This is a genomic window from Streptomyces pilosus (assembly GCF_014649835.1).
Classification (GTDB): domain Bacteria; phylum Actinomycetota; class Actinomycetes; order Streptomycetales; family Streptomycetaceae; genus Streptomyces; species Streptomyces pilosus.
Window position 1 is genome coordinate 155,849 of record NZ_BMTU01000013.1, and the last position, 23,730, is coordinate 179,578.

Genomic DNA, 23,730 nt, shown 5'->3' on the forward strand with positions numbered 1-23,730 from the left:
GGTGAACGTCATCAGGTGAACGTCACCGGGCGCACACGGTCCGGCACACGTCGGTCCGCCGACGGGCGGACGGGCGGAGGGGCGGACGGCCGTCACCGTGCCATGGACCGCCCGTCGGTCGCGACCGGGGAACCGTCCTGTCGCTCCCCCGCTCCTAGACGTGAATCGGGTGCGAGGTCCGCCCCGACGCGTCGTCGATCTCGTCGTGCGCCTTGGTCAGCATCTGCATGGCGAGTTCGTTCAAGGCGCGCGCCCCGGCGATCTCCTCGCCGACGCGCGGCTGATTGGCGTCGGTGTGGTGCCGATTGGCGTGCCCGTGCGCGCGTACCTCGGTCCCGTCGGGCAGCCGGATCAGCGCGGCCGCGCGCGTGCGCTGGTCGTCCTCCTGGAACTCCAGCTCCACATGCCATCCCACTGCGGTGTGCGTCATGACGATCACCTCCGGAAGTCCTCTCACTCCAGGGTGCTCCCTCCCCCGAACGGCCGCACCCGCACTCGTACGCGCACCCGTGCGGGGACACGCCTCACCCCGCGCGCAGCATCAGCCCGATCCCGGCGACGAGCAGCCCGGCCGCCGCGATCCGCGGCGCGCCGAACCGCTCCTTGAAGAACACGGTGCCGATGACGGCGCCGACGATGATCGACGATTCGCGCAGGGCCGCGACGGGGGCGAGGGCGGCGCGGGTCTGGGCCCACAGGACGAGCCCGTAGGTGAAGACGGACAGGGCGGCGCCGAGGAGGCCGAGTCCGGCGTGCGGGCGGAGGCGGGCGGCCGTCCCGCCTCGCCAGCGCCAGAGGGCGCAGGCCGGGATGACCGCGCCCTGTACGACCATCAGCCAGGCGACGTAGCCGAGGGACGAGCCGGAGGCGCGTACGCCGAGCCCGTCGATGACGGTGTAGACGGCTATGGTCAGGCCGGTCGCCAGGGCCGCCCCGATCGCCGCCCACTCAGGACGGTGTCCGCGCAGTCCCCACAGGGCGACGCCGCTCAGGCCCGCGCAGGACAGGGCGATCCCGGCGGTGGCCCAGCCGTCCGGCACCTCGTGGGCGAACACGGCGGCCAGCACGGTGACGACCAGGGGCGCGCTGCCCCGGGCGATGGGGTAGGCCTGCCCGAAGTCGCCCAGCCGGAAGGACGTCATCAGCAGCGCGTAGTACGCCATGTGGACCGCGGCCGAGCCGAGCAGGTACGGCCAGGCCCCGGCCGCCGGCACCGGCACGAACGGCACCGTCGCGAGCCCGAGCAGCAGCCCGCCGCCGGAGATCAGGGTGAATCCGACGAGCTTGTCGGTGATGCGGTGCGCGATGGCGTTCCAGCCGGCGTGGGTGACCGCGGCGAGCAGGACGGCCGCGGTGACCGCCGGCGTCACGAAGCGCGCTCGCGCACGTCCACGAGAGTGCCGCCGGCTTGGCTGATCAGGTCCGCCGGTGCCATGGGGAAGACGGTGTACGGGGTGCCGGCGGCCGCCCAGACGAGGTCGTGGCCGAGGAGGGAGCGGTCGGCGAGGACGCGGGTGCCGGTGCGGTGACCGAAGGGGGGCACGCCGCCGATGGCGTATCCGGTGGTCTCGCGCACGACGTCGGCCCTGGCGCGGGTGACCTTCCGCGCGCCGAGTTCCTCGCGCACGCGGTCGAGGTCCACGCGCGAGGCCCCGTCCATGAGGACCAGGACCGGGACGCCGTCGGCGGCGAAGATCAGCGACTTGCAGATCTGGCTGAGTCCGCAGTCGAGCGCGGCGGCCGCCTCGGCGGCGGTGCGGGTGGCTTCCGGGAAGCGGCGGACCCGGGGGATCAGGTCCGCGAGCCCTCGTTCCCTCAGGGCCTCGGCGAACCTGGGGTGGGCCGCGGAGTCGTCGGCGTCGGTGGCGGCTGTCGTCATGCAGGGCACGCTAGTGGCCGGTGCGGCGGCCGTGCGACCCGATTCCGCGCCCGGCACCGGGGAAGCCGGTGAGGGCACCCCGTCCCCACGGAGCCCTCACCGGCTGGCTTTCTGCGCGCGTCCGGGCCGTCAGACCCGCACGAGCTCCTTGTCCTCGTCCTTCGGGTCGCCGTGGGCGCTCAGGGACTCGCCCTCGACGTCCACGTTGGGCAGGGCGCGGTCCAGCCACTTCGGCAGCCACCAGGCCTTCGTGCCGAGCAGGGCCAGCACGGCCGGGACGATCGCCATGCGGACGACGAACGCGTCGAAGAGGACGGCGACGGCGAGGCCGAAACCGATCATCCTGACCATCGAGTCGCTGGAGCCGATGAAGCCGGCGAACACCGCCATCATGATCACCGCGGCGGCGGTGACCACCCGGGCGCTGTAGCGGAAGCCGGTCACCACGGCCTGCCGCGGCTTCTCGCCGTGGACGTAGGCCTCGCGGATCCGGGTCACGAGGAACACCTCGTAGTCCATGGCCAGTCCGAAGACCACGCCGACCATGAAGATCGGCATCATCGACATGATCGGGCCGGTCTCCTCGACGCCCATCAGGCCGGACAGCCAGCCCCACTGGTAGACCGCGACGACCGCGCCGAGGGCCGCCAGCACGGAGAGCAGGAAGCCGAGGGCCGCCTTCAGCGGGACCAGGATCGAGCGGAACACCACGATCAGCAGCAGGAAGGCCAGGCCGACGACGAGGACCAGGTACGGCACCAGCGCGTCGTTGAGCTTCTGCGAGACGTCGATGTTCATCGCGGTCGCGCCGGTGACGAGGACCTCGGCGTCGGTGTCGGCCTTGATGCCGGCGCCGGCGTCGCGGATGTCGTGGACCAGGTCCTCGGTGGTGACGGAGGAGGGCTTGGCGTCCGGGATCACGGTGATCGTCGCCGTGTCGCCGGCCTTGTTGGGCTGCGCGGGGGCGACGTCGACGATGTTGTCGAGGCCCTTGATCTCCTCGCCGGCCTGCTCGAACACCGCCTGCGGGTCGTCGCTGTCCTTGGCGTCGACGACGACCACGAGCGGGCCGTTGAAGCCGGGACCGAAGCCCTCGGAGAGCAGGTCGTAACCGCGCCGCTGGGTCGTGGAGGTCGGCTGCGAGCCGTCGTCGGGCAGGCCCAGTTCGAGCGAGGCGGCCGGGATGGCCGCGGCGCCCAGGCCGACCACGCCGAGCAGCAGCACGGCCAGCGGACGGCGCACGACGAAGCTCGCCCAGCGGGTGCCCATGTTGGGGCGCTGCGCCTTCTGCTCGCCGCCGCGGCCACCGCCGAGCAGTTTGCTCTTCTCGCCCGCGGGGCGGACCCGGCGGCCGGCGTAGCCGAGCAGGGCGGGGATCAGGGTGAGGGCGATCAGGACCGCGATGGCGACCGTGGCGGCGGCGGCGATGCCCATCTTCGTCAGCATCGGGATGTTGACGACGGACAGGCCGACCAGGGCGATCACGACGGTCAGGCCGGCGAAGACCACCGCGGAGCCGGCGGTGCCGACGGCGCGGCCGGCGGCTTCCTCCCGTTCGCGGCCCTCGGCCAGTTCGGCCCGGTAGCGGGAGACGACGAACAGGGCGTAGTCGATGCCGACCGCGAGGCCGATCATCGAGGCCAGGATGGAGGTGGTGGAGCCGAGGTCGAGGGTGCTGGCCAGGGCGGTGATGCTCGCGACGCCGATGCCGACGCCGACGATCGCGGTGAGCAGCGGCAGCCCCGCGGCGAGCAGGGAGCCGAGGGTGATCACGAGGACGATCGCGGCGATGCCGATGCCGATGATCTCGGCGGTGCCGGTCTCCGGTACGGCCTGGAGGGCGTCACCGCCGATCTCGACGGTCAGCCCCGCGTCGCGGGCGTCCTGCGCGGCGGTCTCCAGGGCCTCGCGGGAGGTCTCCTCCAGCTCCATGCCGGAGACCTCGTAGGTCACCGAGGCGTAGGCGATGCCGCCGTCCTGGCTGACGCCGCCGCCCTGGTAGGGGTCGGTGACGCGGGCGACCTCGGAGCCGCCGGCGAGCGCGTCGACGGTGTCCTGGACGGTCGCCTTGTTGCCGGCGTCGGTCATCTTCTGGCCGTCCGGCGCCTTGAAGACGACGCGTGCGGTCGCCCCGTCGGCGCTGGAGCCGGGGAAGCGCTCCTCCAGCAGGTCGAAGGCCTTCTGGGCCTCGGTGCCGGGGATGGAGAAGGAGGAGTTGCCGGCCGCGGGGGCGCCGGCCGCGCCGGCGCCCGCGAGCGCCAGCAGCGCCACCCAGAACAGGGCTACGAAGTGCCGTCGCCTGAAGGCGAACCGGCCGAGTCGATAGAGGAAAGTGGCCACGAGGGCGTACTCCCGGTCAGGTCGTGGTTGCTTCGGGGCAGGGGTGATCAGCCCGACGACGTGAGCGGTGACGTCAGGTGGTGACTGGCTTGGTCGGCTGACCTGGGGGACGGTCAGTGAGAGGGCACGCCGAGGGCGGGGAGGACCACGGCGTCGATGTACGAGGTGAGGAACTCCCGCGTGGGCGGCAGGTCGTCGATCAGCGTCCGCGTGGCGAACGCGCCGACGAGCATGTGCACCATGTAGTCCAGTGCCGGGTTGTCGGGGCGGATCTCGCCCCGGTCGACCGCCCGCCGGATCATCCGCCGGAACTCTTCCATCTCCGGTTCGACCAGGAGTTCCTTGAACGCCCGGCGGAGATCGTCGTTCTGGTGCACCGCCATGGCCAGGGCCCGCATCAGCGCCGCGTTCTGCGCCATGGCGCAGTCGTCCTCGCGCCCGATGATGCCGTGCAGGTCACCCCGCAGGGAGCCGGTGTCGATGTCGGCGATGCTGCCGGGCTTCTGGCTGTGCAGTGCTCTGACCACCAGCTCGGCCTTGCCGCCCCACTGGCGGTAGAGGGTGGCCTTGCTGGACCGGGTGCGGGCGGCCACGGCGTCCATGGTCACGGCGTCGTACCCGACCTCGCGGAGCAGGTCGAGCACGGCGCCGTACAGCTCGGCCTCGCGCTCGGGGGTGATCCGGCTACGACGTGTCGTCGTTGTCTCGCTCATTCCGCTCACCCTCCCACTCCGGCATCCCCGTGTCGAAGAGAACGACACGGTTTCGTACAGGACAACGGTACCCCCGGCCCCTAGCGAAACGAAACGGTTTCGTTCGTGTTCTGCGTCACGGTTGTCGGTCCGGCATAAGTTGCTGCGGTCCGCTCCCCGGAAAAGCATGGGGAGAGTGACCTATCTGCGTCTGCCGCACCTCAAGGACGACCTGCTGTGCTTCGTGGCCGAGGACGACCTCTGGCTGGCACCGCTCGACGGACCCGGCCGCGCCTGGCGGCTCACCGTCGACCGCACCAAGCTCGGTCACCCCCGCTTCTCCCCCGACGGCCGGCACATCGCCTGCACGAGCTGGCACAGCCTCGACCCGGAGGTGCACCTCGTCCCGGTGGACGGCGGACCGGGCCGGCGCCTCACCTACTGGGGCAGCTCCGACACCCGGGTCTGCGGCTGGACGCCCCCCGACGACGACGGCCACGCCGAGATCCTCGCCGTCGCCTCCCACGGCGAGCCCTTCTCCTACTTCACCTGGGCCTACAAGCTCGCCTGCGACGGCAGCCCCGGCCGCAAACTGCCCTGGGGCCCGGTCTCCGACATCCAGGTCGCCGACGTCGCCGGGGAGCGCATGTCCCTGCTGCTCACCGGCACCCCGCCGCACGAACCGGCCTCCTGGAAGCGCTACCGGGGCGGCGCCACGGGCAGGCTGTGGCTGCACGGGCACCGGCTGCTCGACGGCCTCGACGGCCATCTGCACTCCCCCGTCTTCGCCGGGGGCCGGATCGCCTTCCTCTCCGACCACGAGGGCGTCGGCAACCTCTACTCGTGCGCCTACGACGGCTCCGACCTGCGCCGCCACACCGACCACGACGCCTTCTACGCCCGGCACGCCGCCAGCGACGGCACCCGGGTCGTCTACCAGTGCGCCGGCGACCTGTGGATCGTCGACGACCTGTCCGCGGGCTCCGTGCCGCGCCGGCTGGACGTGCGGCTGCACAGCCCGCGGGCGGGGCGGCGCCCCTACCAGGTGCCGGCCGCCCGGCACCTGGACGGCCTCTCCGTCGACGAGACCGGCCGGGCGAGCGCCGTCGTCGTCCGCGGCAGCCTGTACTGGCTCACCCACCGCGACGGCCCGGCCCGCACCCTCACCGACACCCCGGGCGTACGGGTCCGGCTGCCGGAGATGCTCGGCGCCGGCGGCCGGGTGGCGTACGTGACGGACGCCGAGGGGGAGGACGCCGTCGAGATCGCCTCCCTGCCCCGGGCCACCGGCCAGCGCCCGCCCCGGCGGCTGGCCGCCGGGAAACTGGGCCGGGTGCTGGAACTGGTGGCCGACCCGGACGGGCAGCGGCTGGCCGTCGCCGCCCACGACGGACGGCTGCTGCTGGTCGGCACCGGCGAGCCGGAGGCCGCGGACACCACCTCGGACGAGCGGGAGGGGGAGGTCGTCGAGCTGATCCACTCCGGCAACGGGCCGGTGCGCGACCTCGCCTTCTCCCCCGACGGCACCTGGCTCGCCTGGTCCCACCCCGTGATCGGCCGGTCGCTGCGGCAGATCAAACTCGCCCGGATCAAGGACCGGCTGGTCCTCGACGTCACCAACGGCCGCTTCGAGGACGAGAACCCGGTCTTCACCCGGGACGGCCGCTACCTCGCCTTCCTGTCCTGGCGCGGCTTCGACCCGGTGTACGACGTGCACACCGGCGACCTGTCCTTCCCGCTGGGCTGCCGCCCCTACCTGGTGCCGCTGTCGTCGGCGACCCCCTCCCCGTTCGCCCTCAACCCCGAGGGCCGCCCCGCCGCCGGGGGCCTGGACCCGGTGGAGCGGGAGGACGCCGAGGAGGGCGGCGAGGGCGGCACGGTGACCGTGGAGGCGGAGGGCCTGGAGAGCAGGGTCACGCCGTTCCCGGTGGCCGCCTCCAAGTACTCGGGCCTGTACCCGGTCGCCGGCTGCGGACTGGTGTGGCTGCGCTGGCCCATCTCCGGCGCGCTCGGCGAGACCTTCGTCAACCCCGACGACACCAGCGGCCGGCCCGCCCTGGAACACTTCTCCATCGGCAAGGCCAAGCGGTCCGAACTCGTCGCCGATCTGGACTTCTTCGCGGTCAGCGGCGACGGCACCCGGCTGGTCGTCGTCGACGAGGGCGAACTGCGCGCGGTGCCCGCGACCGAGCCCGGCGACAGCGACTCCACGGTGTGGATCGACGCCCGCCGCATCCTGCACGAGGCGGACCCGGCGGCCGAGTGGCGCCAGGCGTACGCGGAGGCCGGGCGGCTGATCCGCGCCTACTTCTGGGAACCGGGCATGTGCGGCATCGACTGGGACGCGGTGCTGGACCAGTACCGTCCCCTGGTCGAACGGGTCGCCACCCCGGACGAGTTCGCCGACCTGCTGCGCGAGGTCCTCGGCGAACTCGGCACCTCCCACGCCTACGTCAGCGCCGCCCGCCGCAACGAGGGCCCGCCGCACTACCAGCGCCGCCAGGGCCTGCTCGGCGCCAACCTCGTGCCCCGCGAGGAGGGCTGGACCGTCAAGCGGATCCTGCCCGGCGACTCCTCCGACTCCCGCGCCCGCTCCCCGCTGGCCGGCGCCGGAATCCGTGAGGGCGCGGTCCTCACCCACGTCGACGGCCGCCCGGTCGACCCCGTCACGGGCCCCTACCCGCTGCTCGCCGGCGCCGGCGGCACGACCGTGGAGCTGACGTTCCTGCCCGCCGGCGGCGAGGGTGCCGCCCGGCGGGTCGCCGTCGTGCCGCTGACCGACGAGACGCCGCTGCGCTACCAGGACTGGGTGGCCAAACGCCGCGCCGTGGTCCGCGAGTTGAGCGGCGGCCGCTGCGGCTACCTGCACATCCCGGACATGGGCGGCTCCGGCTGGGCCCAGTTCAACCGCGACGTGCGCATGGAGATGTCCCGGCCCGCGCTGATCGTGGACGTGCGCGGCAACGCCGGCGGGCACATCAGCGAACTCGTCGTGGAGAAGCTGACCCGGACCATCATCGGCTGGGACCTCACCCGCGACGCCCAGCCCGTCTCGTACGCCTCCAACGCCCCGCGCGGGCCGGTCGTGGCGCTGGCGGACGAGGCGACCAGCTCCGACGGCGACATGATCACCGCCGCGTTCAAACTGCTGGGGCTGGGCCCGGTGGTGGGCCAGCGCACCTGGGGCGGCGTGGTCGGCATGACCGGCCGGCACCGGCTCGGGGACGGCACCGTGATCACGGTGCCGATGAACGCCGCCTGGTTCGACGCCTACGGCTGGTCCGTGGAGAACAAGGGCGTCGAGCCGGACCTGGAGGCCCTGCGCACCCCGCTGGACTGGGCCGAGGGCCGGTACGCGGTCCTCGACGACGCCGTACGGCTCGCCCTGGAACAGCTCGAAGCCGCACCCCCAGCGACGCCGCCCGGCTACACGGACGTTCCCGACCGCTCCCGGCCGAAGCTGCCGCCACGGACGTGAGGGGCGGGGCGCGGCGGCGGCACGGGAAAGGAGTGCCCCCTTCGCCAGGGGCACCCCTTCCGCCTGCGCTTCAGTGCCTCGGCCCGGTGCTCACATCCGGGAGCCCGGTGCTTCGGCGCTTCCGTGCGCTCGGTCAGACCTCGTGGTCCTGGTCGAGGCGCTCCTCGGACTCACGCCGACGACGCTGGTCGTCCATGCCCTCGTCGCGCCGGCGGCCGCGGTTCTGCAGCTGCTCCTTGCCCTGCTGGGCACGCTGCTTGGCCTGCTGCTGGAACTGCTCGGACTTCTCCTGGAACTGGTCCTTCATACCCATGTGGGTTCACTCCCGTTGTGCGTGGGGGGACTTGCCCGACCAGATTCACACGGGTGGTGACCCTGCGCATGTCGATCAGTCACGTACCGTAGCGCGGTGCTGTTCGTCGGCGTTGCCGCCCGCTCCGACCAGTCCCGTGCGGACGCTGTCGAGCCGGCCCGCGAACCGCCGCATCTCCCGTTGCCCCACCGTCCCGATGACCGCGTGGAGGTAGCCGCGCACCCCCTGCATGCCGCGCAGCCACCACTGTCCGTAGACGTGGGCCGACCGCCGCTCGATGCCGGCCACCAGCCGGTCCACCGCGGGGCCGAGGGGGTAGGTCTTGTTGGACGGCCACGGCAGCCGCTGCCGCAACTCCCGCATGACGTCGTCCTGGTCGGCGCCGCGCACCATGTCGGTATCGGTCCACGACAGGTAGCCGACGCCCACCTTCACCCCCTGGTACCCGACTTCGGCCCGCAGGCTGTGCGCGTACGCCTCCACACCGGACTTGGAGGCGCAGTACGCCGTCATCATCGGCGCCGGGGTGATCGCGGCGAGCGAGGCGATCTGGAGCAGGTAGCCGCGGCTCTCGGCGAGCAGCGGCAGGAACGCCCGTGCGGTGACCGCCGATCCGATCAGGTTCACCTCGATCACCCGCCGCCAGGACTCCGGGTCGGACTCCGTGAACGGCCCGCCCGTCGCCACACCGGCGTTGGCGACGACGATGTCGACCCGGCCGAACCGCTCCTTCACCTCCGCGGCGACCCGGGCCATCGCCTCGTGGTCGGTGACGTCCGCGTGCCAGTGGTCGCTGTCGCTGTGCAGCCGCGTGGAGACGTCCTTCAGCGCGTCCGGCTCCAGCCCGATCAGCGCCACCCGCACACCCCGGGCGGAGAGCTTGCGGGCGAGCAGCTCCCCGACGCCGCGCGCCGCCCCGGTGACGACGGCGACCTTCCCTTCGAGACCGACCCTGCTCATGCGTTCTCCTCGGCGGGTGTGACGTGCTGGCGGGCTGATACGTGGGCGGCGACGAGGGACCGGATCCGCGCGGTGACCTGGCCGGGCGCCTCGACGGGTGTCATGTGGCCGACGCCCGGCAGTTCGGTGACGCCGAGGCACTGCGGCAGCGCGGCGGCGAGCGTACGGGCGTGCACGGGCGGGGTGAGCCGGTCGGCGGCCCCGACGACGACCTCGGTGGGCACGCGCAGCTCGCGCGCCCCGTGGTCGAGGTCGAGCGTGCCGAGCACGTGCGACCAGGCGTGGCGCACCGCGCGGGGGCAGGCGTGCACGATGTGCGCGCAGGCGTCGACCATGTCCGGTGCCGAACCGGGCCCCATGGTGGCGTACTTGAGGATGCGGCGGGCGAGCGGTGTGACCGGTCCGAGCGGGGCGCGGGAGCCGAGGACGTGCCGCGTCAGCCAGGTCCGTACCCGTCCCGGCGGGAGCGGCAGCACCGTCGACTCGTCGACCAGCCGCGAACTGCCGGTGCTGCAGAGCAGCACGGCTGCGGTGTGGGCGGCGAAGGCGGGCCGGCCGGCGGCGGCCATGACGGTCATGCCGCCCATGGAGTGCCCGGCGATCACCGCCCGCTCCCCGGGCACGAGGGTGGTGGTGAGCACGGCCTCGAGGTCGTCGGCGAGGGCGTCGGTGGTGCAGGCCGGGCTCGCGGGCGTCCGTCCGTGGCCGCGCTGGTCGTAGGCGATGACCCGGTGGTCGGCGGACAGTTCGCGGATCTGGGCGGCCCAGAAGGCGGTCGAGCAGGTCCAGCCGTGGGCGAGCACCACCGCGGGCGCCCGCTCGGGCCCGTGCACCTCGACGTGCAGCCGGGTGCCGTCGGCGGAGACGGCGGTCAGTTCACGCACCGGGGCGGGCGGGGCGTACGGTCCGGAGGTGACGTGGGCGAGCCGGCTCATGCGGTCACCCCGGTGTTCTCCCGGGTGGTGTCATGTCCGGCGGGGACCGCGCGCAGCACGGCGTACTCGGAGAGGTCCACGCGTCGTGTCTCCCGCCGGAACTCGCTGGTCGTCCCCGGCCAGATGGTGGTGTTGCGCCCGCTCTCGTCGAGGTACCAGCTGGTGCAGCCGCCGGTGTTCCACACCGTGCGCTTCATCCGCTCCTGCACCCGGTGGTTCCAGGCGCGCACGGCGCTGGGGCGGGCGTCGAGGGCGACGCGGCCACCGAGGACGTCCAGCTGGCGCATGTAGTCGGCCAGGTAGTTCAGCTGGGACTCGATCATCAGGATCATGGAGGAGTTCCCCAGGCCGGTGTTGGGCCCGATGATCGTCATCCAGTTGGGGAACCCGGCGGCGGCCGCGCCGCGCAGCGCCTGCATGCCGCCCGCCCAGGTCTCGGCGAGGGTCTTGCCCTCCGCCCCGACGACCCGCTCCGCGATGGGCATGTCGGTGACGTGGAAGCCGGTGCCGAACACGATCGCGTCGACCTCGGCCTCGGTCCCGTCGGCGCCGACGACGGTCGATCCGCGCACCTCGCTCAGCCCGCCGGCGACCACGTCCACGTTGGGCCGGGCGAGCGCCGGGTAGTAGGTGCTGGACAGCAGGATCCGCTTGCAGCCGATGCGGTAGTCCGGGGTGAGTTTGCCCCGCAGGGCCGGGTCCTTGATGGCGCGGCCCATGTTGCGCTTGGCGAGCTGCTCGACGAAGCCGAGCTCACCGGGGTGCTTGGTGAAGGCCTGGACCTGCAGCTCCCGCACGCCCCAGAGCAGTCCGCGGCGCATCCTGGCGGTGAAGGGCAGCGTGCGGTGCAGGGCCCGCTCGGCGGCGCTGATGGGCCGGTCGACGCGGGGCAGGACCCAGGCGGGCGTGCGCTGGAACAGCGTCAGCCGGGACACGAGCGGCTGGACGGCCGGCACGATCTGGATCGCGGACGCGCCCGTGCCGACCATGGCGACCCGCTTGCCGCGCAGGTCGTAGTCGTGGTCCCACCGGGCGGAGTGGAACACCTTGCCGGGGAAGGTGTCGAGGCCGGGGACGTCCGGCAGCCTGGGCTCGGAGAGCGGGCCGGTGGCGGAGACCACGACGTCGGCGCTGAGATCGCCGCTGCTGGTCTCGATCTCCCAGCGCAGCCGCTCGGTGTCCCACGTCATCCGCTTCACCTCCGAGTCGAGGCGGATGTGCGGGCGCAGGCCGAACACGTCGGTGACGTGCTCCAGGTAGGCGCGGATGTGCTCCTGCCCGGAGAAGGAACGGGGCCAGTCGGGGTTGGGCGCGAAGGAGAAGGAGTACAGGTGCGAGGGCACGTCGCAGGCGCAGCCGGGATAGCTGTTGTCGCGCCAGGTGCCACCCACACTGCCCGCCCGTTCCAGGACGACGAAGTCGGTGATCCCCTCACGGCGCAGCCGCACGGCGGCCCCGAGCCCGCCGAACCCCGACCCGACCACCGCCACCCGTACATGCTCGTGCTCGGCCATCCCGAAGCCTCCACGCATCGCTCAGAACCCTGCCAGTGAACACTGGCGCAATGGGGAGAGTAGAGCAGCTCCGTACTGATGGGTAGGGGGCGTGCGAGGAAACTTACCGACGGTACGCCCTAGGCTTCAGGTGTGGCAGACGACAGCGCGGAACCGGGTGAGCGGCGCGAGTACCGCATGCAGGAGCTGGCCGGGCTGGCCGGCATCACGGTGCGCACGCTGCGCTTCTACCGCGAGCGCAAGCTGATCCCGCCGCCCCGCCGCGAGGGCCGCATCGCCTGGTACGACGACCACCACCTGGCCCGCCTGCGCACGATCACCGCACTGCTGGAACGCGGCCACACCCTGAACGGCATAGCCGAACTGGCGGAGGCCTTCGACCACGGCCGCGACGTCGGCGAGCTCCTCGGCATGGACGTGCCCACCGAGGAGACGCCGGTCCGCCTCACCCCCGAGGAACTCGCCGACCACTTCTCCGGCCAGGTCACCCCGGAGAACCTGGCCGCCGCACTGGACCTCGGCTACCTGGGCGTCGACGGCGAGGAGATCGTCCACATCAGCCGCCGCCTGCTGGACGTCTCCTCGGCGCTGGTCCGCGAGGGCATCCCGCTCGCCGAGGTGCTCCGCACCGGCGCCGAGGTCCGCACCCACGCCGACACCCTGGCCGACCTCTTCGCCGGCCTGATCCTCCGCCACGCCCCGGAGGAGGCCGTGCACCGCCTGCGCCCGCTGGCCCGCAGCGTGGTCGACGCGGAGCTGTCCCTGGCCCTGGACCGGCGGCTGCGCAAGCGGGACTGAACCCCTGGCTGTGGCCCCCGGCGGGGGCCCGGCTCACAGCCGCCGGTAGTAGACGGCCACCGGGAGCCGCGTGCAGCCGAGCTTCTCGTACAGGGCCCTGGCGGGTGCGTGGAAGTCGTCCCCTCCGGTGCCGATCTCGACCACCTCGGCCCCCAGGGCCCGCATCCGCGCGAAGGCGTGCTCGCACAGGGCGGTGCCCACGTGGCGCCGGCGGTGCCCGGCCGGGACGGCGAGGAGGGTGACGCTGCCGTTCCTCCGGTCCGGGTCGACGCTCCACGCCACGTACCCCGCGAGGTCGCCCTCGTGCTCGGCGACGGCGACGTACGTGTGCCGCTCGGGTGCGTGGAGTCCGGCGACCTGCCGGCGGTAGTCGTCCCGCCAGTCGCCGTGCTGGTTGGCGAAAACGGCCTCACCCACCAGGGGACGGAAGGACTCCTCGTAGAACGGCCGGAACGTGTCGATGGTCAGTTCGGTGAGGGGAATCAGATCGTGCGGGGTGAACGCGCGGATGTGCACGGGAGTGCGCCTTTCGGGCTGAGGGCTCGATACCCGGACGGTCCGGGGGTACCGGTCGGCCCGCTCGCGGCCGCGATCGGCGTGAGCGGGGCCCTCAGTGGCGGGTGCGGCAGGCCGCGTGACACTCCATGGGTCGCATTTTAGTACCCGGGCGGCCCGGCCGTCGGCTCAGCCGGCCGCCCGCTCGTAGACCACGGTCACCGGCGCGTGGTCCGACCACCGCTCGGCGTGCGTGGCGGCCCGCTCGACGTACGCCTTGACGGCACGGGCCGCCAGCCCCGGCGTCGCCATCTGGTAGTCGATCCTCCAGCCGGTGTCGTTGTCGAAGGCCCGCCCCCGGTAGGACCACCACGAGTACGGCCCCTCCGCCTCCGGGTGCAGCGCCCGCACGACGTCGACGTAGCCGCCGTCGGCCGGGTCGAGGACGCGCGAGAGCCACTCCCGCTCCTCCGGCAGGAACCCGGAGTTCTTGGTGTTCCCCCGCCAGTTCCTCAGGTCGGCCTTCTCATGGGCGATGTTCCAGTCCCCGCAGACGACGACCTCGCGCCCCTCGGCGGCGGCCCGCTCCCGCAGTCCCTTCAGATGGGCGAGGAACTCGCCCATGAACCGGACCTTCTCGTCCTGCCGCTCGGTCCCGACCTCCCCGGAGGGCAGGTACAGCGAGGCGACGGTCACACCCGGCAGATCGGCCTCCACGTACCGCCCGCTGCCGTCGAACTCCGCCGACCCGAACCCGACCCGCACCCGGTCCGGCTCACGCCGGGTGTACAGCGACACCCCGGCACGCCCCTTCGCGGCGGCGGGCGCGTGCACGACATGCCACCCCTCGGGCTCCCGCACGGACTCCGGCAGTTGCTGCGCCTCCGCCCGCACCTCCTGGAGGCACAGCACATCGGCGGAGGTCCCGGCCAGCCACTCCACGAATCCCTTCTTGGCGGCGGCCCGCAGTCCATTGACATTGACGGAGGTCACAGTAAGCACCAGGGCACGATACGACACCGCACGTCGGAGCATGTTTTACGGTATTCGGCATGGATATCCGCCGGGTCCCCTACGACCACCCCGACGCCGTGAAGCTGGACGCCGAAGTCCAGGCCGAGTACCACGTCCGCTACGGCGACGGCGGGGACTCCACCCCCATGCACCCGGCGGACTTCACACCCCCGAACGGCATCTACCTGATCGCCTACGACGAGGCCGGCGTCCCCGTGGCCTCCGGCGGCTGGCGCGTCCAGAACGCCAACGGCGAGGGCAACCTCGACGGCGACGCCGAGCTGAAGCGCATGTACGTGATCGAGCAGATGCGCGGCCGCGGCCTCGCCCGCCGCGTCCTGGCCGCCCTGGAGGACGACGCCCGCGCGGCCGGCCGCCTCCGCATGGTCCTGGAAACCGGCACACAGCAGCCGGAGGCCATCGCCCTGTACACCTCCAGCGGCTACGCCCCCTGCGAGAAGTTCGGCTACTACCGCTTCCACGAGGACAGCCGCTGCTACGCCAAGCCGCTGTAACCACGGCCTCCGTCCCTCCCGACCCAACCGGAAGTACGGCGCCGCCCGGGACCTGCCGTGTCCAGGGAGCACGCTCGGCGCGGTTGCCGTGCGTCGCAAAATCGGTCGACAGACGCAGCCGTGAACCACTGTGATGGCCGCGACTGCCCGCCGCTCGGAGCGGGCCGGCCGCGGGAGTTGTCCTTGGCAGCTGTGAGTACGGCGGACACACGCCCCCGGATCGATGAGGCGCTGGTCAGGCGCCTGATCGACACTCAGTTCCCGCAGTGGGCGGGGCTGCCCCTGAAGCTGCTCGACCCCGCCGGCTCCGATCATGTGATCCACCGGTTGGGCGAGGAGCTGTCCGTCCGGCTTCCGCGCCATCCCGGAGCCATCGGGCAGGCCAGGAAGGAATTCCGGTGGCTGCCCGAACTCGCCCCGCACCTTCCCCTGGCCATCCCGGAACCACTGGGAGTGGGCCACCCCGGCTTCGGTTATCCGTGGCCGTGGGCGGTGTCCCGCTGGCTGGAGGGCGAGGTGGCGACCGTCGACGCACTGGGCGACTCCTCCGGGGCGGCGCTGGAACTGGCTCGATTCCTGGCCGCCCTGCAGCGGTGCACGGTCGAGGACATCCCCGCCGGGGACACCGGGGATGCCCTCGCCGGCCGCCCGTTGTCCGACCGGGACCGCGCGACGCGGGCGGCCATCGCCCAGGTCGACGGCGTGTTCGACACGACAGCGATGACGGAACTGTGGGACGCGGCGCTGAGCGCGCCCGGATGGGACCGCCCCCCGGTGTGGTTCCACGGCGACTTCCACACCGGCAACCTGCTGACCTCCAACGGCCGCCTCAGTGCCGTCATCGACTTCGGCGGGCTCGGCACCGGCGACCCGGCCTGCGATCTGATGATCGCCTTCACCCTGATGTCGGCGGACAGCCGAGCCGTCTTCCGCGAGGCGCTCGGCGTGGACGACGCCACCTGGACGCGGGGCCGCGGTTGGGCCCTGGCCACCGGCCTGAACGCCTACACCACCTACGCCGCCGTCAACCCCCGGGTCGCCGCGCAGACGACCCGGCAGATCACCCAGGCCCTCGTCGGCTAGCAGGTGATCCGCGGCTCACGCCCCGGTCAGTCCAGACCGGGCCGGAAGTACGCCTCGTCCCGGTACGTGCCGTCCGGCCATCCCACGATCACCGTGGCCGGGATCCCCCGCCTGCTCGGCCTGACCCGGAGCGGAACCTCCCGCGTCTCTCCCGCACCGAGCGGCCGTGCGAGCACGGAGTCACACTCCCGCCGGTTCAGCAGTCCAGGTCTTAGGCACATCCGTATCCCAGCGAGCCACGGTAGGAACACGCGGTCCTCCCGATCACGAGCGCCCGCACTCCAAGATCACTCCGCCGACGCACCACGCGACCCGGGTACCGCACACCACCCGGCCGAGATGTGAGTACAGGTACTCAAGCGTCCTGGTGGCCGATACGGAGGAGACAGAAGACGATCTTCCGCTACCGTCCATGACGATCACGACGACACTGCGCTCGCACGCTCACACCGGCTCGGCGACGCACTGCACGGCACGGGGAGGCTCCACGCATGGCGTGGGAGGAATGGGAGCAGTCGAAGGCCGCGGCAGCTCAACAGCACACCGCACAGACACAGTTGAACCAACTCCCCGCCGACCAGGGCGGCGGCGCACCCGACCTCCTCTCGAACCGGCCGGCCTGGACCAAGGCCGGAGAGGACATCGGCGCGCTGCGTGAGGACATCAGCAAGGCGACGGCGAAGCTGAAGGCAGGCCAGACAGGTCTCGGCAGCGACACCGGCTGCCTGACCGCCGCGGCCCAGAAGGACATCCACGCCTCGTGGCAGACCTACATCACCAAGGTCAGCGGGCGCTGCGGGAAGCTGTCCGACCTCCTGGTGAAGGCGGGCAACTACCAGTCCGAGACGGAGCAGTCGATCAGGGCTGAGATCACCACGCTGGACACGATGTACGCGGACACGCCGGCCGTCGGCGGCCGGACGAAGGAACGATGACGCCCGCCATGGATCTCGCGACGCTCAAAGCACTCAAGCCGGCCGAATACTCCGAGGCCGCCGACGGCTATCGCAGTACCGCGAAGATGGCGAGCGCGGCCAAGGACGACATCGAGCACCGGATCGCCGTGGCCATGCGAACCCAGCTGAAAGGCAAGGCCGCGGAGGAGGCGGTCGGCCAAGTCGCCCTCGTAGGGATGAACTTCCACTACATCCAGACCCAGTGCGGTCTCATCGGCACCGCTCTCGAAGCGTTCTCGTACGAGCTGGAAGCGGCCAAGAGGAAACTCGACACCGCGTTGGCGCACGCCAGGACCGCAGGCCTCACCGTGAACCCCGACGGCTCGGTCACCTATCCGGCCGGCGGGGAGAAGGCCGAGGACGGCAAGACCCCACCGGGCGGCACGGTCAACGGCCTGACGGACGGCACGGCATCCGCTGTCGGCCGCCAGGCCGCCAACTTCGACCCCAACCCGAAACACCGCCTCGCCCAGGACTGCGCCGACCTCATCGCCAGCGCCCTCAAGGACGCCACCGAAGCCGACGAGAAGTGGGCACCGAAACTCCGCGCCCTGAAGGCGGACGACGACCTCACCGTCTCCGCCGAGGACTGGGCGGACACGTCCTCGGACACGAAGGGCGTGAGCACAGCCGGCGAGGAGTACCTCAACTCACTCCCACGACCGCCCAAGGACGGTGGCCCCGCGGACAACGCGCAGTGGTGGAAGTCCCTTAGCCCTGAGGAACAAGCCGCATGGCTCGCGGCCGACCCCAAGGCAGTAGGTGGGCTGAACGGGCTACCGGCCACAGTTCGAGACGAAGCCAATCGTGTCGTTTTCAACGAGACACGTGCTCGACTTGAACTCGAGTTGGATGCGATGCCAAAGCCACCCGCCAATGAGTGGACTTGGATCACCACAGGCCCATACCCCTCCAAAGTGCACACTGATGAATGGATGAACTGGCACCGAGAATACGGAGAACGCTACACACAGTTGAACCAGACCCTCTCCGGCATGGAGTACATCCAGAACCGTTTCGACCGGACGGGGACAGGTGACCTACCAGAGGCATACCTCCTCGGATTTGATACCGGCGGGCTGGGCGACGGGAAGGTCATCCTCGCCAATGGAAATCCAGACGAGGCGAACCATGTGGCCGTTTACGTTCCCGGCACATATTCCGGTCTCGACAAGATTGGGGAAGGTGAGGACCACGGGGACCTCGGTCGCGCGGAGAGACTGTGGGACGAAAGCCACAAACTAATGCCTACCAGTGCGATTTCCACAATCACCTGGCTTGATTACAACGCTCCGGACAGCATCGTTCCACAGGCGACTAACGGCGAATACGCAGAAGAAGGAGGCCCGCGGCTCTACGACTTCATGCAAGGGAACAGGGAAGCGCACATGAATACCTCCGACAGCGCTGCCCACACCACAGTCATCGGGCACAGCTATGGAAGCACAGTCGTTGGGGTTTCGGCGCAGTCCGGAAACTGGAGAGACCCTTCGGCCGTTGACGACTACATCTTCGCTGGCAGTCCAGGTGTTCAGGCTGACCATGCAGCTGATCTCGGTGCTGGCGCTGACCACGTTTGGGCTATGGGCGCCCCCTGGGACGACCAGGTTGTACGCCAAGGCGGTCGCCTGATGGGACTTGGCGACAGTCTCACCATTCCCACCGATGAAAGATTCGGCGGAAATGTCATGAGGAGTGACTCAGACGGGCACGGTGGGTTCTGGGACGAGAACTCGACGAGCCTCCGCAACCAAGCTGCCGTACTCACCGGAAACTATCAATGGGTCGAACGTGAATAGGTATATTTCGAGATTCGCATACATTGCTGCGGCCGTCTCCATCCTGGCCGCTTGCTCGTCGGAAGGTCAGGATGACATGAAAACACGCAAAAGCGAAGAAGTCCGGGCGGAGGTCGAAGAGGCGTCCAGTCGCATTTTCGAGATCATGGCCCTTACTGGAAAGACGACAAACACGCGTGCCGCAACGGTCAGGTGCAGTGATTACGCCGAGGATGAGGACGTGTATCGCGCTCGCCACCCGTGGAGCGTATACAACGTTCCGGTCCCAGAGCTGCGAAAAGCCATGACCCGGCTCAGTGAAGGACTTCGAAAGGAAGGCTGGACCATTACCAAGGATGGCGTGGACGACAGTCAAGCCAAAGCGCCCCAAATCATCGCCGAGTCCAAGGGGGCGGAGTACTCAGTGGACTTGCGACTGCTCGATCAGACCAAGTACAGCAATAACCCCTCACTGATTGAGGTAACAGTCGTATCGGCGTGCTACCGCTCCAAGCAATGAAATGCCTCTGGCTGACCGGGTGACCTCGACGTGCTTCGCAGGGCGCCGCCTCGGTCGAGTCGTGCCCTCCAGACGACTGCCGGTTTGCAGCCCGAGACGCGACGTCACCCTTATGGGCGATGTTGCCCTGCCCAGTTTCGAAGTACTTTCGAAGTTATGAGCGCTGACAACGCCGCCGTGAACTTCTCCGAGCTGGTGAACAAGAACAAGCAGACGCTGGCCCGGCTGCAGGAGTCCCCGCGTCTGCTGTTGCACCGCAGGGACGGAGAGGACCTGGTCCTCACGACTGCAGCGCGCGCCGAGCAGGATCAGACCGTGGTGTCGGCGGCCACGCGCATGCTCGCCGCGATGGCGCGCCGGGAGCCGGGGAGCACGGAGCTTCTCCTCGACATACTGCCGGACGCCTTCCCGTGGGTGCGCTTCCTGCCGGAGCCCGACTTCCACGCCTTCGCCGTCGAACTCGTCGACACCATGCGCGCTGCGGACTCACTGGGTAACAGCGCGTCCGTCGCCCAACTCCTCATTTCCTGGCAACACACCGCGGAGGTGCATTCCGATCCCGAACTGCTGGCCGCGCTGACCAGAGACCGCGATGAGGACTACGGCCCGGCACCCGACCCTCGGGACGCGGTGTGACCTCGGGTCGCGGTGACCGCGCCGCGCCTCCGGCGCCGGAAGGACACTGGGAGGTCCGCTTCGCGGACGCCGCAGCCGCGAAGGGCTGGGAAAGCCTCACCCGGCAAGCCCGTGAGAACACCTACCGCGCCTGGCTGACCATGCGCACCGCGCCCCGGCCGACGACGGAGACGCCACGGCACCACCGGCTCAAGGGGAGCCTGGCCCATGGTTCTCACCGTGGGCAGACCTGCGAGCAGTGGCAGATCGAGGTCACCGGGAGCGGCCGCGTCTGGTACCTCTTGGACACCGCTCGGGCGACCTGCTGGATCACCTTTGCCGGCACCGGGCATCCGCGGGCCACGGACCACTCCTGAGGGCGGGGCGAGGGCCCCGGCGTGCATCACGAACCAACGCAAGGAAGCCCCCGCCGATTTCTCGGTGGGGGCTTCCAACTGTGCAGTGGACCTGAGGGGATTTGAACCCCTGGCCCCCTCGATGCGAACGAGGTGCGCTACCGGACTGCGCCACAGGCCCTTGCAACGAGTGAAACTTTAGCATCCCGATCGGGGTGCTCGGAAATCCATTGGCCGGGCGCTACTCGTTGGCGGCCTTCGGGCGGTCGCCGTCCTCGTACTGGTCGAAGAGCGGGGTGCGGCCGCGCTCGCGGGAGCGGCGGGCGGACGCGGCGCGGCGGGCGTCGCTGCGGTCGTCGCCGTCGGGGGCGGCCTCGTCCGGCTCCTCGGCCGGGGCCGTCTCGTCGGCCGGTACCGCGCTGGAGCGGGCCGCGCTCCAGGTGTCCGGTGCGCCGAGGTCCACGTCGCCGGCGGCGCGCGGGGCGACCGGGGCCGTGACGTAGGTGGGGAGCGGTACCGGGACGGGGTCCCAGCTGTCGCCGCCCTGGCCGGGGCGCCGCTGGCGTTCGCGCTGCTGGTCGACCCACTCGGCGTGGTCGGTCTGCTCGACGAGCGCGCGCCGGTCCGCGGCCAGCGCGGTGAGGCCGGGGTCGGTGTCGGTTCCCGCCTCCGGCCCCTCCGGTTCGTCGGGGTCGGTGTCGGCGGCGGACGGGCGGCGGCGCGGCTGGCGCTCCCGCTCGCGCAGCCGCTGCGCCGCGACCTCGGCCTGGCGGCGGTCCATCTGGTAGGCGAAGCGGCGGCGCTCCTGGGTACGGAGGTAGGCGATGTAGGAGCTCAGCAGGACGGCCGGTACGCCGGGTGCCCACAGGAAGGCCAGCCCGCCGACGGCCGCGACGACCGCGCCGAGGGTGAAGGCGACGAAGAGGAGCGTGGTGGTGCGCCGGCGGCGGGCGAGTGCCTTCGTGCGCCGGGCGCGGGCCGCCGCGGCCTGCGCCGCCCGCTCGCGCCGGACGTCCGCCGCCCGGCGGGCGGCCGGGATGCGCGCGGGGTCGGCCGCGGGCCGTTCCGCGTGCTCGCGCGGGGGGCGGGCCGGACGGTCGGCGGGCGCCGCCTCCGGCCGCTCCTCGGGGAGTGACGCGACGGGTGCCTGGGTCTGCGGACGGGTCTGGGACACGGCGAAGGCCCGGACGTCCACCGAGTCGGTGATCGCATCCGGGTCGTGGACGCCCTGCTCCTCCTCGTCGGAGGTGCGCGCCCGCAGGTCCTTGGCGTACCGGCGCTCCATGCCCGCCCGTCCGGACAGCAATCGGATGGCGGTGCTGAAGCGTTCCGTCGGACGGGCCTCGTTCAGCTCGTCCTGCCTACGGAGCCACATCGGCACCAAGTAGGCGGCCCAGGCCCCGACAATGACTGCGTAGATGAGGCCGCTGCTGCTCACGCCTCACACGGTAGAGGGGTTTGGACGGGGCCATCCGCCAATTGGGCCGGTGTGTCGCACGATCTGGCTGATATTTCGAACTTTTCTTGTGACCGGCTCGATCAGAGCCGGACCGGACCCCGATCGGACGGCCGCCCGAACCGGAAATTCCGCACCCTCGGATGGTCATCCGGCGATTAAATTCGAACGTTTATTCAATTACCTGGTCCGTGCGGGATTCCATGGTCGCGCCGGTCGTGTCCGGGCAGCTCGTGGCCGGAGCGCTCCTGTGCGCGCGCCCGGCGCCAACGGGCGAGCAGACCGTCGGGTACTTCCTCCGCCGTGAGCGCGAAGACCAGATGGTCGCGCCAGGCTCCGTCGATGTGGAGATAGCGCGGGCGCAGTCCTTCCTCACGGAATCCGAGTTTCTCCACGACCCTGCGGCTCGGTCCGTTCTCCGGGCGAATGCAGACCTCGATGCGGTGCAGCCCGACCGCGCGGAAACAGTGGTCCACGACCATCGCGACGGCCGTCGGCACCACTCCGCGTCCGGCCACCGACTCGTCCACCCAGTAGCCGACGTGGCCCGAGCACATGGAGCCCCAGGTGATCCCGGCGACCGTCAGCTGCCCGACGAGGCGCCCCCGGTACTCGATGACGAACGGCAGCATGCGGCCGGCGTTCGCCTCCGAGCGCAGGTGGCGGACCATCTGACGGTAGGTGGGGCGGTGGGTGACGGGACCGGTGGGGGTGGGGGGCGGGATGGTCGCCTCCCAGGGCCGCAGCCAGTCGCGGTTGCGCCGGTTGACCTCGCGCCAGGCCTTCTGGTCGCGCATCCTTATCGGCCGGAGGACGATGTCGCCGTCCACCAGCTCGACCGGCCAGTGTGGGCTGTTCAGCTCGCACCCCCGCCACTGGCGTCGGGCCGGGGGTGGTCCCCGCCGCGCAGCTGGTCCACGGCGTGCTTCAGCAGCGGCTCCAGGACGGCGAGCCCGTCCTTCACCCCGCCGCTGGAACCCGGCAGGTTGACGATCAGGGTCCCGCCCGCGACTCCCGCGAGGCCGCGGGAGAGGGCGGCCGTGGGCACCTTGTCCCGGCCGTGGGCGCGGATCGCCTCCGCGATGCCGGGGACCTCGTGGTCGATCACCCGGCGGGTCGCCTCGGGGGTGCGGTCGGTGGGCGAGATGCCGGTGCCGCCGGTGGTGACGACGACGTCGTAGCCCGCGTCGGCGCCCGCGCGCAGGGCGGCCTCCACGGGCTCGCCGTCCGGTACGACCCGGGGACCGTCGACGGTGAAGCCGAAGCGGCGCAGGCCCTCCACGATCAGGGGTCCGCCCTTGTCCTCGTAGACCCCGGCGGCGGCCCGGTTTGAGGCCGTGACCACCAGTGCGCTGTAGGGAGCGGGCCGCGCGCCGCCCGCCGTCGCGTCGAGTGTCATGCCCGGCTCCAGTCGCCCGACTTGCCGCCCGTCTTCTCCTCCACCCGTACGTCCGTGATGACCGCCTCCTTGTCGACCGCCTTGACCATGTCGATCACGGTGAGGGCGGCGACCGAGACCGCGGTGAGCGCCTCCATCTCCACGCCCGTGCGGTCCGTCGTCTTCACGGTCGCCGCGATCTCCACGGCGTCGTCCGCGACCGACAGGTCCAGTTTCACACCGGACACCGACAAGGGGTGGCACAGCGGGATGAGGTCGGGGGTGCGTTTGGCGCCCATGATGCCCGCGATGCGGGCGGTGGCCAGCGCGTCGCCCTTGGGGACGCCCTCGCCGCGCAGCAGCTCGATCACGCGCGGGGCGACGAGCACGCGGCCGGTGGCCCGCGCGGTGCGCGCGGTGACGTCCTTGGCGGAGACGTCGACCATGCGGGCGGCGCCCGCCGCATCGATGTGGGTCAGCCGGGACGGCTCGGCGGGTTCGGAGGCTTCGGCGGGTTCGGAGGCTTCGGCGGGTTCGGAGGGTCCGGGGGTCGCCCCCCGGGATGGCACGGTCATGATCGTGTGGCGCTCCCGGTCCTGGCCCGGCGCGGTGCGGCGCTCGGGCCTGCTGTGCGCGACACGGTACCGGCTGCGGG

24 protein-coding genes and 1 tRNA gene are annotated in these 23,730 nt (G+C 71.3%); 9 read left to right on the forward strand and 16 right to left on the reverse strand.

From position 1 onward, the window contains the following. Nucleotides 1-154: 154 nt before the first annotated feature. From IE118_RS27175 to IE118_RS27195, 5 genes are all read right to left on the reverse strand, one after another. The gene (locus IE118_RS27175; RefSeq protein WP_189560698.1) at nt 155-430 is read right to left on the reverse strand and encodes a DUF1876 domain-containing protein; all 276 of its coding nucleotides are present in this window, start codon (nt 428-430) and stop codon (nt 155-157) included. 94 nt (nt 431-524) lie between these two features. Beyond that, nucleotides 525-1,370, reverse strand: a complete 846-nt coding sequence (locus tag IE118_RS27180; RefSeq protein WP_189560699.1) for an EamA family transporter — start codon at nt 1,368-1,370, stop codon at nt 525-527. Beyond that, nucleotides 1,367-1,879 carry a YbaK/EbsC family protein gene (locus IE118_RS27185; RefSeq protein ID WP_189560700.1) on the reverse strand — a complete coding sequence of 171 codons (513 nt, stop codon included), beginning with the start codon at nt 1,877-1,879 and terminating at the stop codon, nt 1,367-1,369. Before IE118_RS27185 ends, IE118_RS27180 begins: the two co-directional genes overlap by 4 nt. A 129-nt stretch (nt 1,880-2,008) precedes the next feature. Further along, a complete protein-coding gene (locus IE118_RS27190) occupies nt 2,009-4,219 on the reverse strand; it encodes an MMPL family transporter (RefSeq protein WP_189560701.1) in 2,211 nt (736 codons plus the stop codon). Nucleotides 4,220-4,332: 113 nt separating this feature from the next. Beyond that, nucleotides 4,333-4,932: a TetR/AcrR family transcriptional regulator gene (locus IE118_RS27195; protein ID WP_189560702.1), complete on the reverse strand. Its 600-nt coding sequence runs from the start codon at nt 4,930-4,932 to the stop codon at nt 4,333-4,335. Between the two features lie 175 nt (nt 4,933-5,107). On the opposite strand from IE118_RS27195, the gene IE118_RS27200 reads away from it, so the two are divergent. Then, nucleotides 5,108-8,389, forward strand: coding sequence for a S41 family peptidase (locus IE118_RS27200; protein WP_189560703.1), 3,282 nt, complete (start codon nt 5,108-5,110; stop codon nt 8,387-8,389). Nucleotides 8,390-8,522: 133 nt separating this feature from the next. Here IE118_RS27200 and IE118_RS27205 read toward each other — a convergent pair whose 3' ends face one another. The 4 genes from IE118_RS27205 to IE118_RS27220 all read right to left on the reverse strand — a co-directional run bounded on the left by IE118_RS27205 (nt 8,523) and on the right by IE118_RS27220 (nt 12,111). Then, nucleotides 8,523-8,702 carry a hypothetical protein gene (locus tag IE118_RS27205; RefSeq protein WP_189560704.1) on the reverse strand — a complete coding sequence of 60 codons (180 nt, stop codon included), beginning with the start codon at nt 8,700-8,702 and terminating at the stop codon, nt 8,523-8,525. Nucleotides 8,703-8,777: 75 nt separating this feature from the next. Beyond that, nucleotides 8,778-9,662 carry an SDR family oxidoreductase gene (locus tag IE118_RS27210; protein WP_189560705.1) on the reverse strand — a complete coding sequence of 295 codons (885 nt, stop codon included), beginning with the start codon at nt 9,660-9,662 and terminating at the stop codon, nt 8,778-8,780. Beyond that, nucleotides 9,659-10,597: an alpha/beta fold hydrolase gene (locus IE118_RS27215; RefSeq protein ID WP_189560706.1), complete on the reverse strand. Its 939-nt coding sequence runs from the start codon at nt 10,595-10,597 to the stop codon at nt 9,659-9,661. The genes IE118_RS27210 and IE118_RS27215 overlap by 4 nt, the downstream gene beginning before the upstream one ends. Then, nucleotides 10,594-12,111: a flavin-containing monooxygenase gene (locus IE118_RS27220; protein ID WP_189560707.1), complete on the reverse strand. Its 1,518-nt coding sequence runs from the start codon at nt 12,109-12,111 to the stop codon at nt 10,594-10,596. Before IE118_RS27220 ends, IE118_RS27215 begins: the two co-directional genes overlap by 4 nt. A 177-nt stretch (nt 12,112-12,288) precedes the next feature. Between IE118_RS27220 and IE118_RS27225 the strand changes: the two genes are divergently transcribed. After that, nucleotides 12,289-12,909, forward strand: a complete 621-nt coding sequence (locus IE118_RS27225; RefSeq protein ID WP_189560758.1) for a MerR family transcriptional regulator — start codon at nt 12,289-12,291, stop codon at nt 12,907-12,909. A 33-nt stretch (nt 12,910-12,942) separates the two neighbouring features. Here the strand turns inward: IE118_RS27225 and IE118_RS27230 are convergent, their stop codons facing one another. Then, the gene (locus IE118_RS27230; protein WP_189560708.1) at nt 12,943-13,425 is read right to left on the reverse strand and encodes a GNAT family N-acetyltransferase; all 483 of its coding nucleotides are present in this window, start codon (nt 13,423-13,425) and stop codon (nt 12,943-12,945) included. A gap of 168 nt (nt 13,426-13,593) precedes the next feature. After that, the gene (locus IE118_RS27235) at nt 13,594-14,439 is read right to left on the reverse strand and encodes an exodeoxyribonuclease III (protein WP_189560709.1); all 846 of its coding nucleotides are present in this window, start codon (nt 14,437-14,439) and stop codon (nt 13,594-13,596) included. Between the two features lie 17 nt (nt 14,440-14,456). On the opposite strand from IE118_RS27235, the gene IE118_RS27240 reads away from it, so the two are divergent. From IE118_RS27240 to IE118_RS27270, 7 genes are all read left to right on the forward strand, one after another. After that, on the forward strand, nt 14,457-14,933 hold the full coding sequence (locus tag IE118_RS27240) for a GNAT family N-acetyltransferase (protein WP_189560710.1): 477 nt from the start codon (nt 14,457-14,459) through the stop codon (nt 14,931-14,933). Nucleotides 14,934-15,116: 183 nt separating this feature from the next. Beyond that, complete coding sequence (locus IE118_RS27245) at nt 15,117-16,016, forward strand: aminoglycoside phosphotransferase family protein (RefSeq protein WP_189560711.1); 900 nt, start codon at nt 15,117-15,119, stop codon at nt 16,014-16,016. 491 nt (nt 16,017-16,507) lie between these two features. Next, complete coding sequence (locus IE118_RS27250; RefSeq protein WP_189560712.1) at nt 16,508-16,951, forward strand: hypothetical protein; 444 nt, start codon at nt 16,508-16,510, stop codon at nt 16,949-16,951. Between the two features lie 8 nt (nt 16,952-16,959). Next, nucleotides 16,960-18,771, forward strand: coding sequence for an alpha/beta hydrolase (locus IE118_RS27255; protein ID WP_189560713.1), 1,812 nt, complete (start codon nt 16,960-16,962; stop codon nt 18,769-18,771). A gap of 76 nt (nt 18,772-18,847) precedes the next feature. Beyond that, nucleotides 18,848-19,270: a hypothetical protein gene (locus IE118_RS27260; RefSeq protein ID WP_189560714.1), complete on the forward strand. Its 423-nt coding sequence runs from the start codon at nt 18,848-18,850 to the stop codon at nt 19,268-19,270. 156 nt (nt 19,271-19,426) lie between these two features. Continuing rightward, nucleotides 19,427-19,906, forward strand: coding sequence for a hypothetical protein (locus IE118_RS27265; RefSeq protein ID WP_189560715.1), 480 nt, complete (start codon nt 19,427-19,429; stop codon nt 19,904-19,906). Then, nucleotides 19,903-20,262 (forward strand): hypothetical protein, encoded by a 360-nt coding sequence (locus IE118_RS27270; RefSeq protein WP_189560716.1) that lies wholly within the window; start codon nt 19,903-19,905, stop codon nt 20,260-20,262. Before IE118_RS27265 ends, IE118_RS27270 begins: the two co-directional genes overlap by 4 nt. An 86-nt stretch (nt 20,263-20,348) precedes the next feature. Here the strand turns inward: IE118_RS27270 and IE118_RS27275 are convergent. The 5 genes from IE118_RS27275 to moaC all read right to left on the reverse strand — a co-directional run bounded on the left by IE118_RS27275 (nt 20,349) and on the right by moaC (nt 23,650). Further along, a tRNA-Ala gene (locus tag IE118_RS27275) sits at nt 20,349-20,422 on the reverse strand. Between the two features lie 60 nt (nt 20,423-20,482). Continuing rightward, on the reverse strand, nt 20,483-21,679 hold the full coding sequence (gene sepX, locus IE118_RS27280; RefSeq protein ID WP_189560717.1) for a divisome protein SepX/GlpR: 1,197 nt from the start codon (nt 21,677-21,679) through the stop codon (nt 20,483-20,485). A 194-nt stretch (nt 21,680-21,873) separates the two neighbouring features. Then, a complete protein-coding gene (locus IE118_RS27285; protein ID WP_229846948.1) occupies nt 21,874-22,494 on the reverse strand; it encodes a GNAT family N-acetyltransferase in 621 nt (206 codons plus the stop codon). A gap of 59 nt (nt 22,495-22,553) precedes the next feature. Continuing rightward, nucleotides 22,554-23,096 (reverse strand): MogA/MoaB family molybdenum cofactor biosynthesis protein, encoded by a 543-nt coding sequence (locus IE118_RS27290; RefSeq protein WP_189560719.1) that lies wholly within the window; start codon nt 23,094-23,096, stop codon nt 22,554-22,556. Further along, entirely contained in the window at nt 23,093-23,650 is a 558-nt protein-coding gene (gene moaC / locus IE118_RS27295) for a cyclic pyranopterin monophosphate synthase MoaC (protein ID WP_189560720.1), read from the reverse strand. The genes IE118_RS27290 and moaC overlap by 4 nt, the downstream gene beginning before the upstream one ends. Nucleotides 23,651-23,730: the final 80 nt, after the last annotated feature.

Coding starts and splice junctions, on each gene's coding strand:
- IE118_RS27290 (WP_189560719.1), bottom strand. CDS start 23,096: ATGACACTCGACGCGACGGCGGGCGGCGCGCGGCCCGCTCCCTACAGC.
- IE118_RS27220 (WP_189560707.1), bottom strand. CDS start 12,111: ATGGCCGAGCACGAGCATGTACGGGTGGCGGTGGTCGGGTCGGGGTTC.
- IE118_RS27255 (WP_189560713.1), top strand. CDS start 16,960: ATGGATCTCGCGACGCTCAAAGCACTCAAGCCGGCCGAATACTCCGAG.
- IE118_RS27215 (WP_189560706.1), bottom strand. CDS start 10,597: ATGAGCCGGCTCGCCCACGTCACCTCCGGACCGTACGCCCCGCCCGCC.
- moaC (WP_189560720.1), bottom strand. CDS start 23,650: ATGACCGTGCCATCCCGGGGGGCGACCCCCGGACCCTCCGAACCCGCC.
- IE118_RS27185 (WP_189560700.1), bottom strand. CDS start 1,879: ATGACGACAGCCGCCACCGACGCCGACGACTCCGCGGCCCACCCCAGG.
- IE118_RS27235 (WP_189560709.1), bottom strand. CDS start 14,439: ATGCTCCGACGTGCGGTGTCGTATCGTGCCCTGGTGCTTACTGTGACC.
- IE118_RS27210 (WP_189560705.1), bottom strand. CDS start 9,662: ATGAGCAGGGTCGGTCTCGAAGGGAAGGTCGCCGTCGTCACCGGGGCG.
- IE118_RS27195 (WP_189560702.1), bottom strand. CDS start 4,932: ATGAGCGAGACAACGACGACACGTCGTAGCCGGATCACCCCCGAGCGC.
- IE118_RS27225 (WP_189560758.1), top strand. CDS start 12,289: ATGCAGGAGCTGGCCGGGCTGGCCGGCATCACGGTGCGCACGCTGCGC.
- IE118_RS27205 (WP_189560704.1), bottom strand. CDS start 8,702: ATGGGTATGAAGGACCAGTTCCAGGAGAAGTCCGAGCAGTTCCAGCAG.
- IE118_RS27240 (WP_189560710.1), top strand. CDS start 14,457: ATGGATATCCGCCGGGTCCCCTACGACCACCCCGACGCCGTGAAGCTG.
- IE118_RS27260 (WP_189560714.1), top strand. CDS start 18,848: ATGAAAACACGCAAAAGCGAAGAAGTCCGGGCGGAGGTCGAAGAGGCG.
- IE118_RS27265 (WP_189560715.1), top strand. CDS start 19,427: ATGAGCGCTGACAACGCCGCCGTGAACTTCTCCGAGCTGGTGAACAAG.
- IE118_RS27250 (WP_189560712.1), top strand. CDS start 16,508: ATGGCGTGGGAGGAATGGGAGCAGTCGAAGGCCGCGGCAGCTCAACAG.
- IE118_RS27285 (WP_229846948.1), bottom strand. CDS start 22,494: ATGCGCGACCAGAAGGCCTGGCGCGAGGTCAACCGGCGCAACCGCGAC.
- IE118_RS27175 (WP_189560698.1), bottom strand. CDS start 430: ATGACGCACACCGCAGTGGGATGGCATGTGGAGCTGGAGTTCCAGGAG.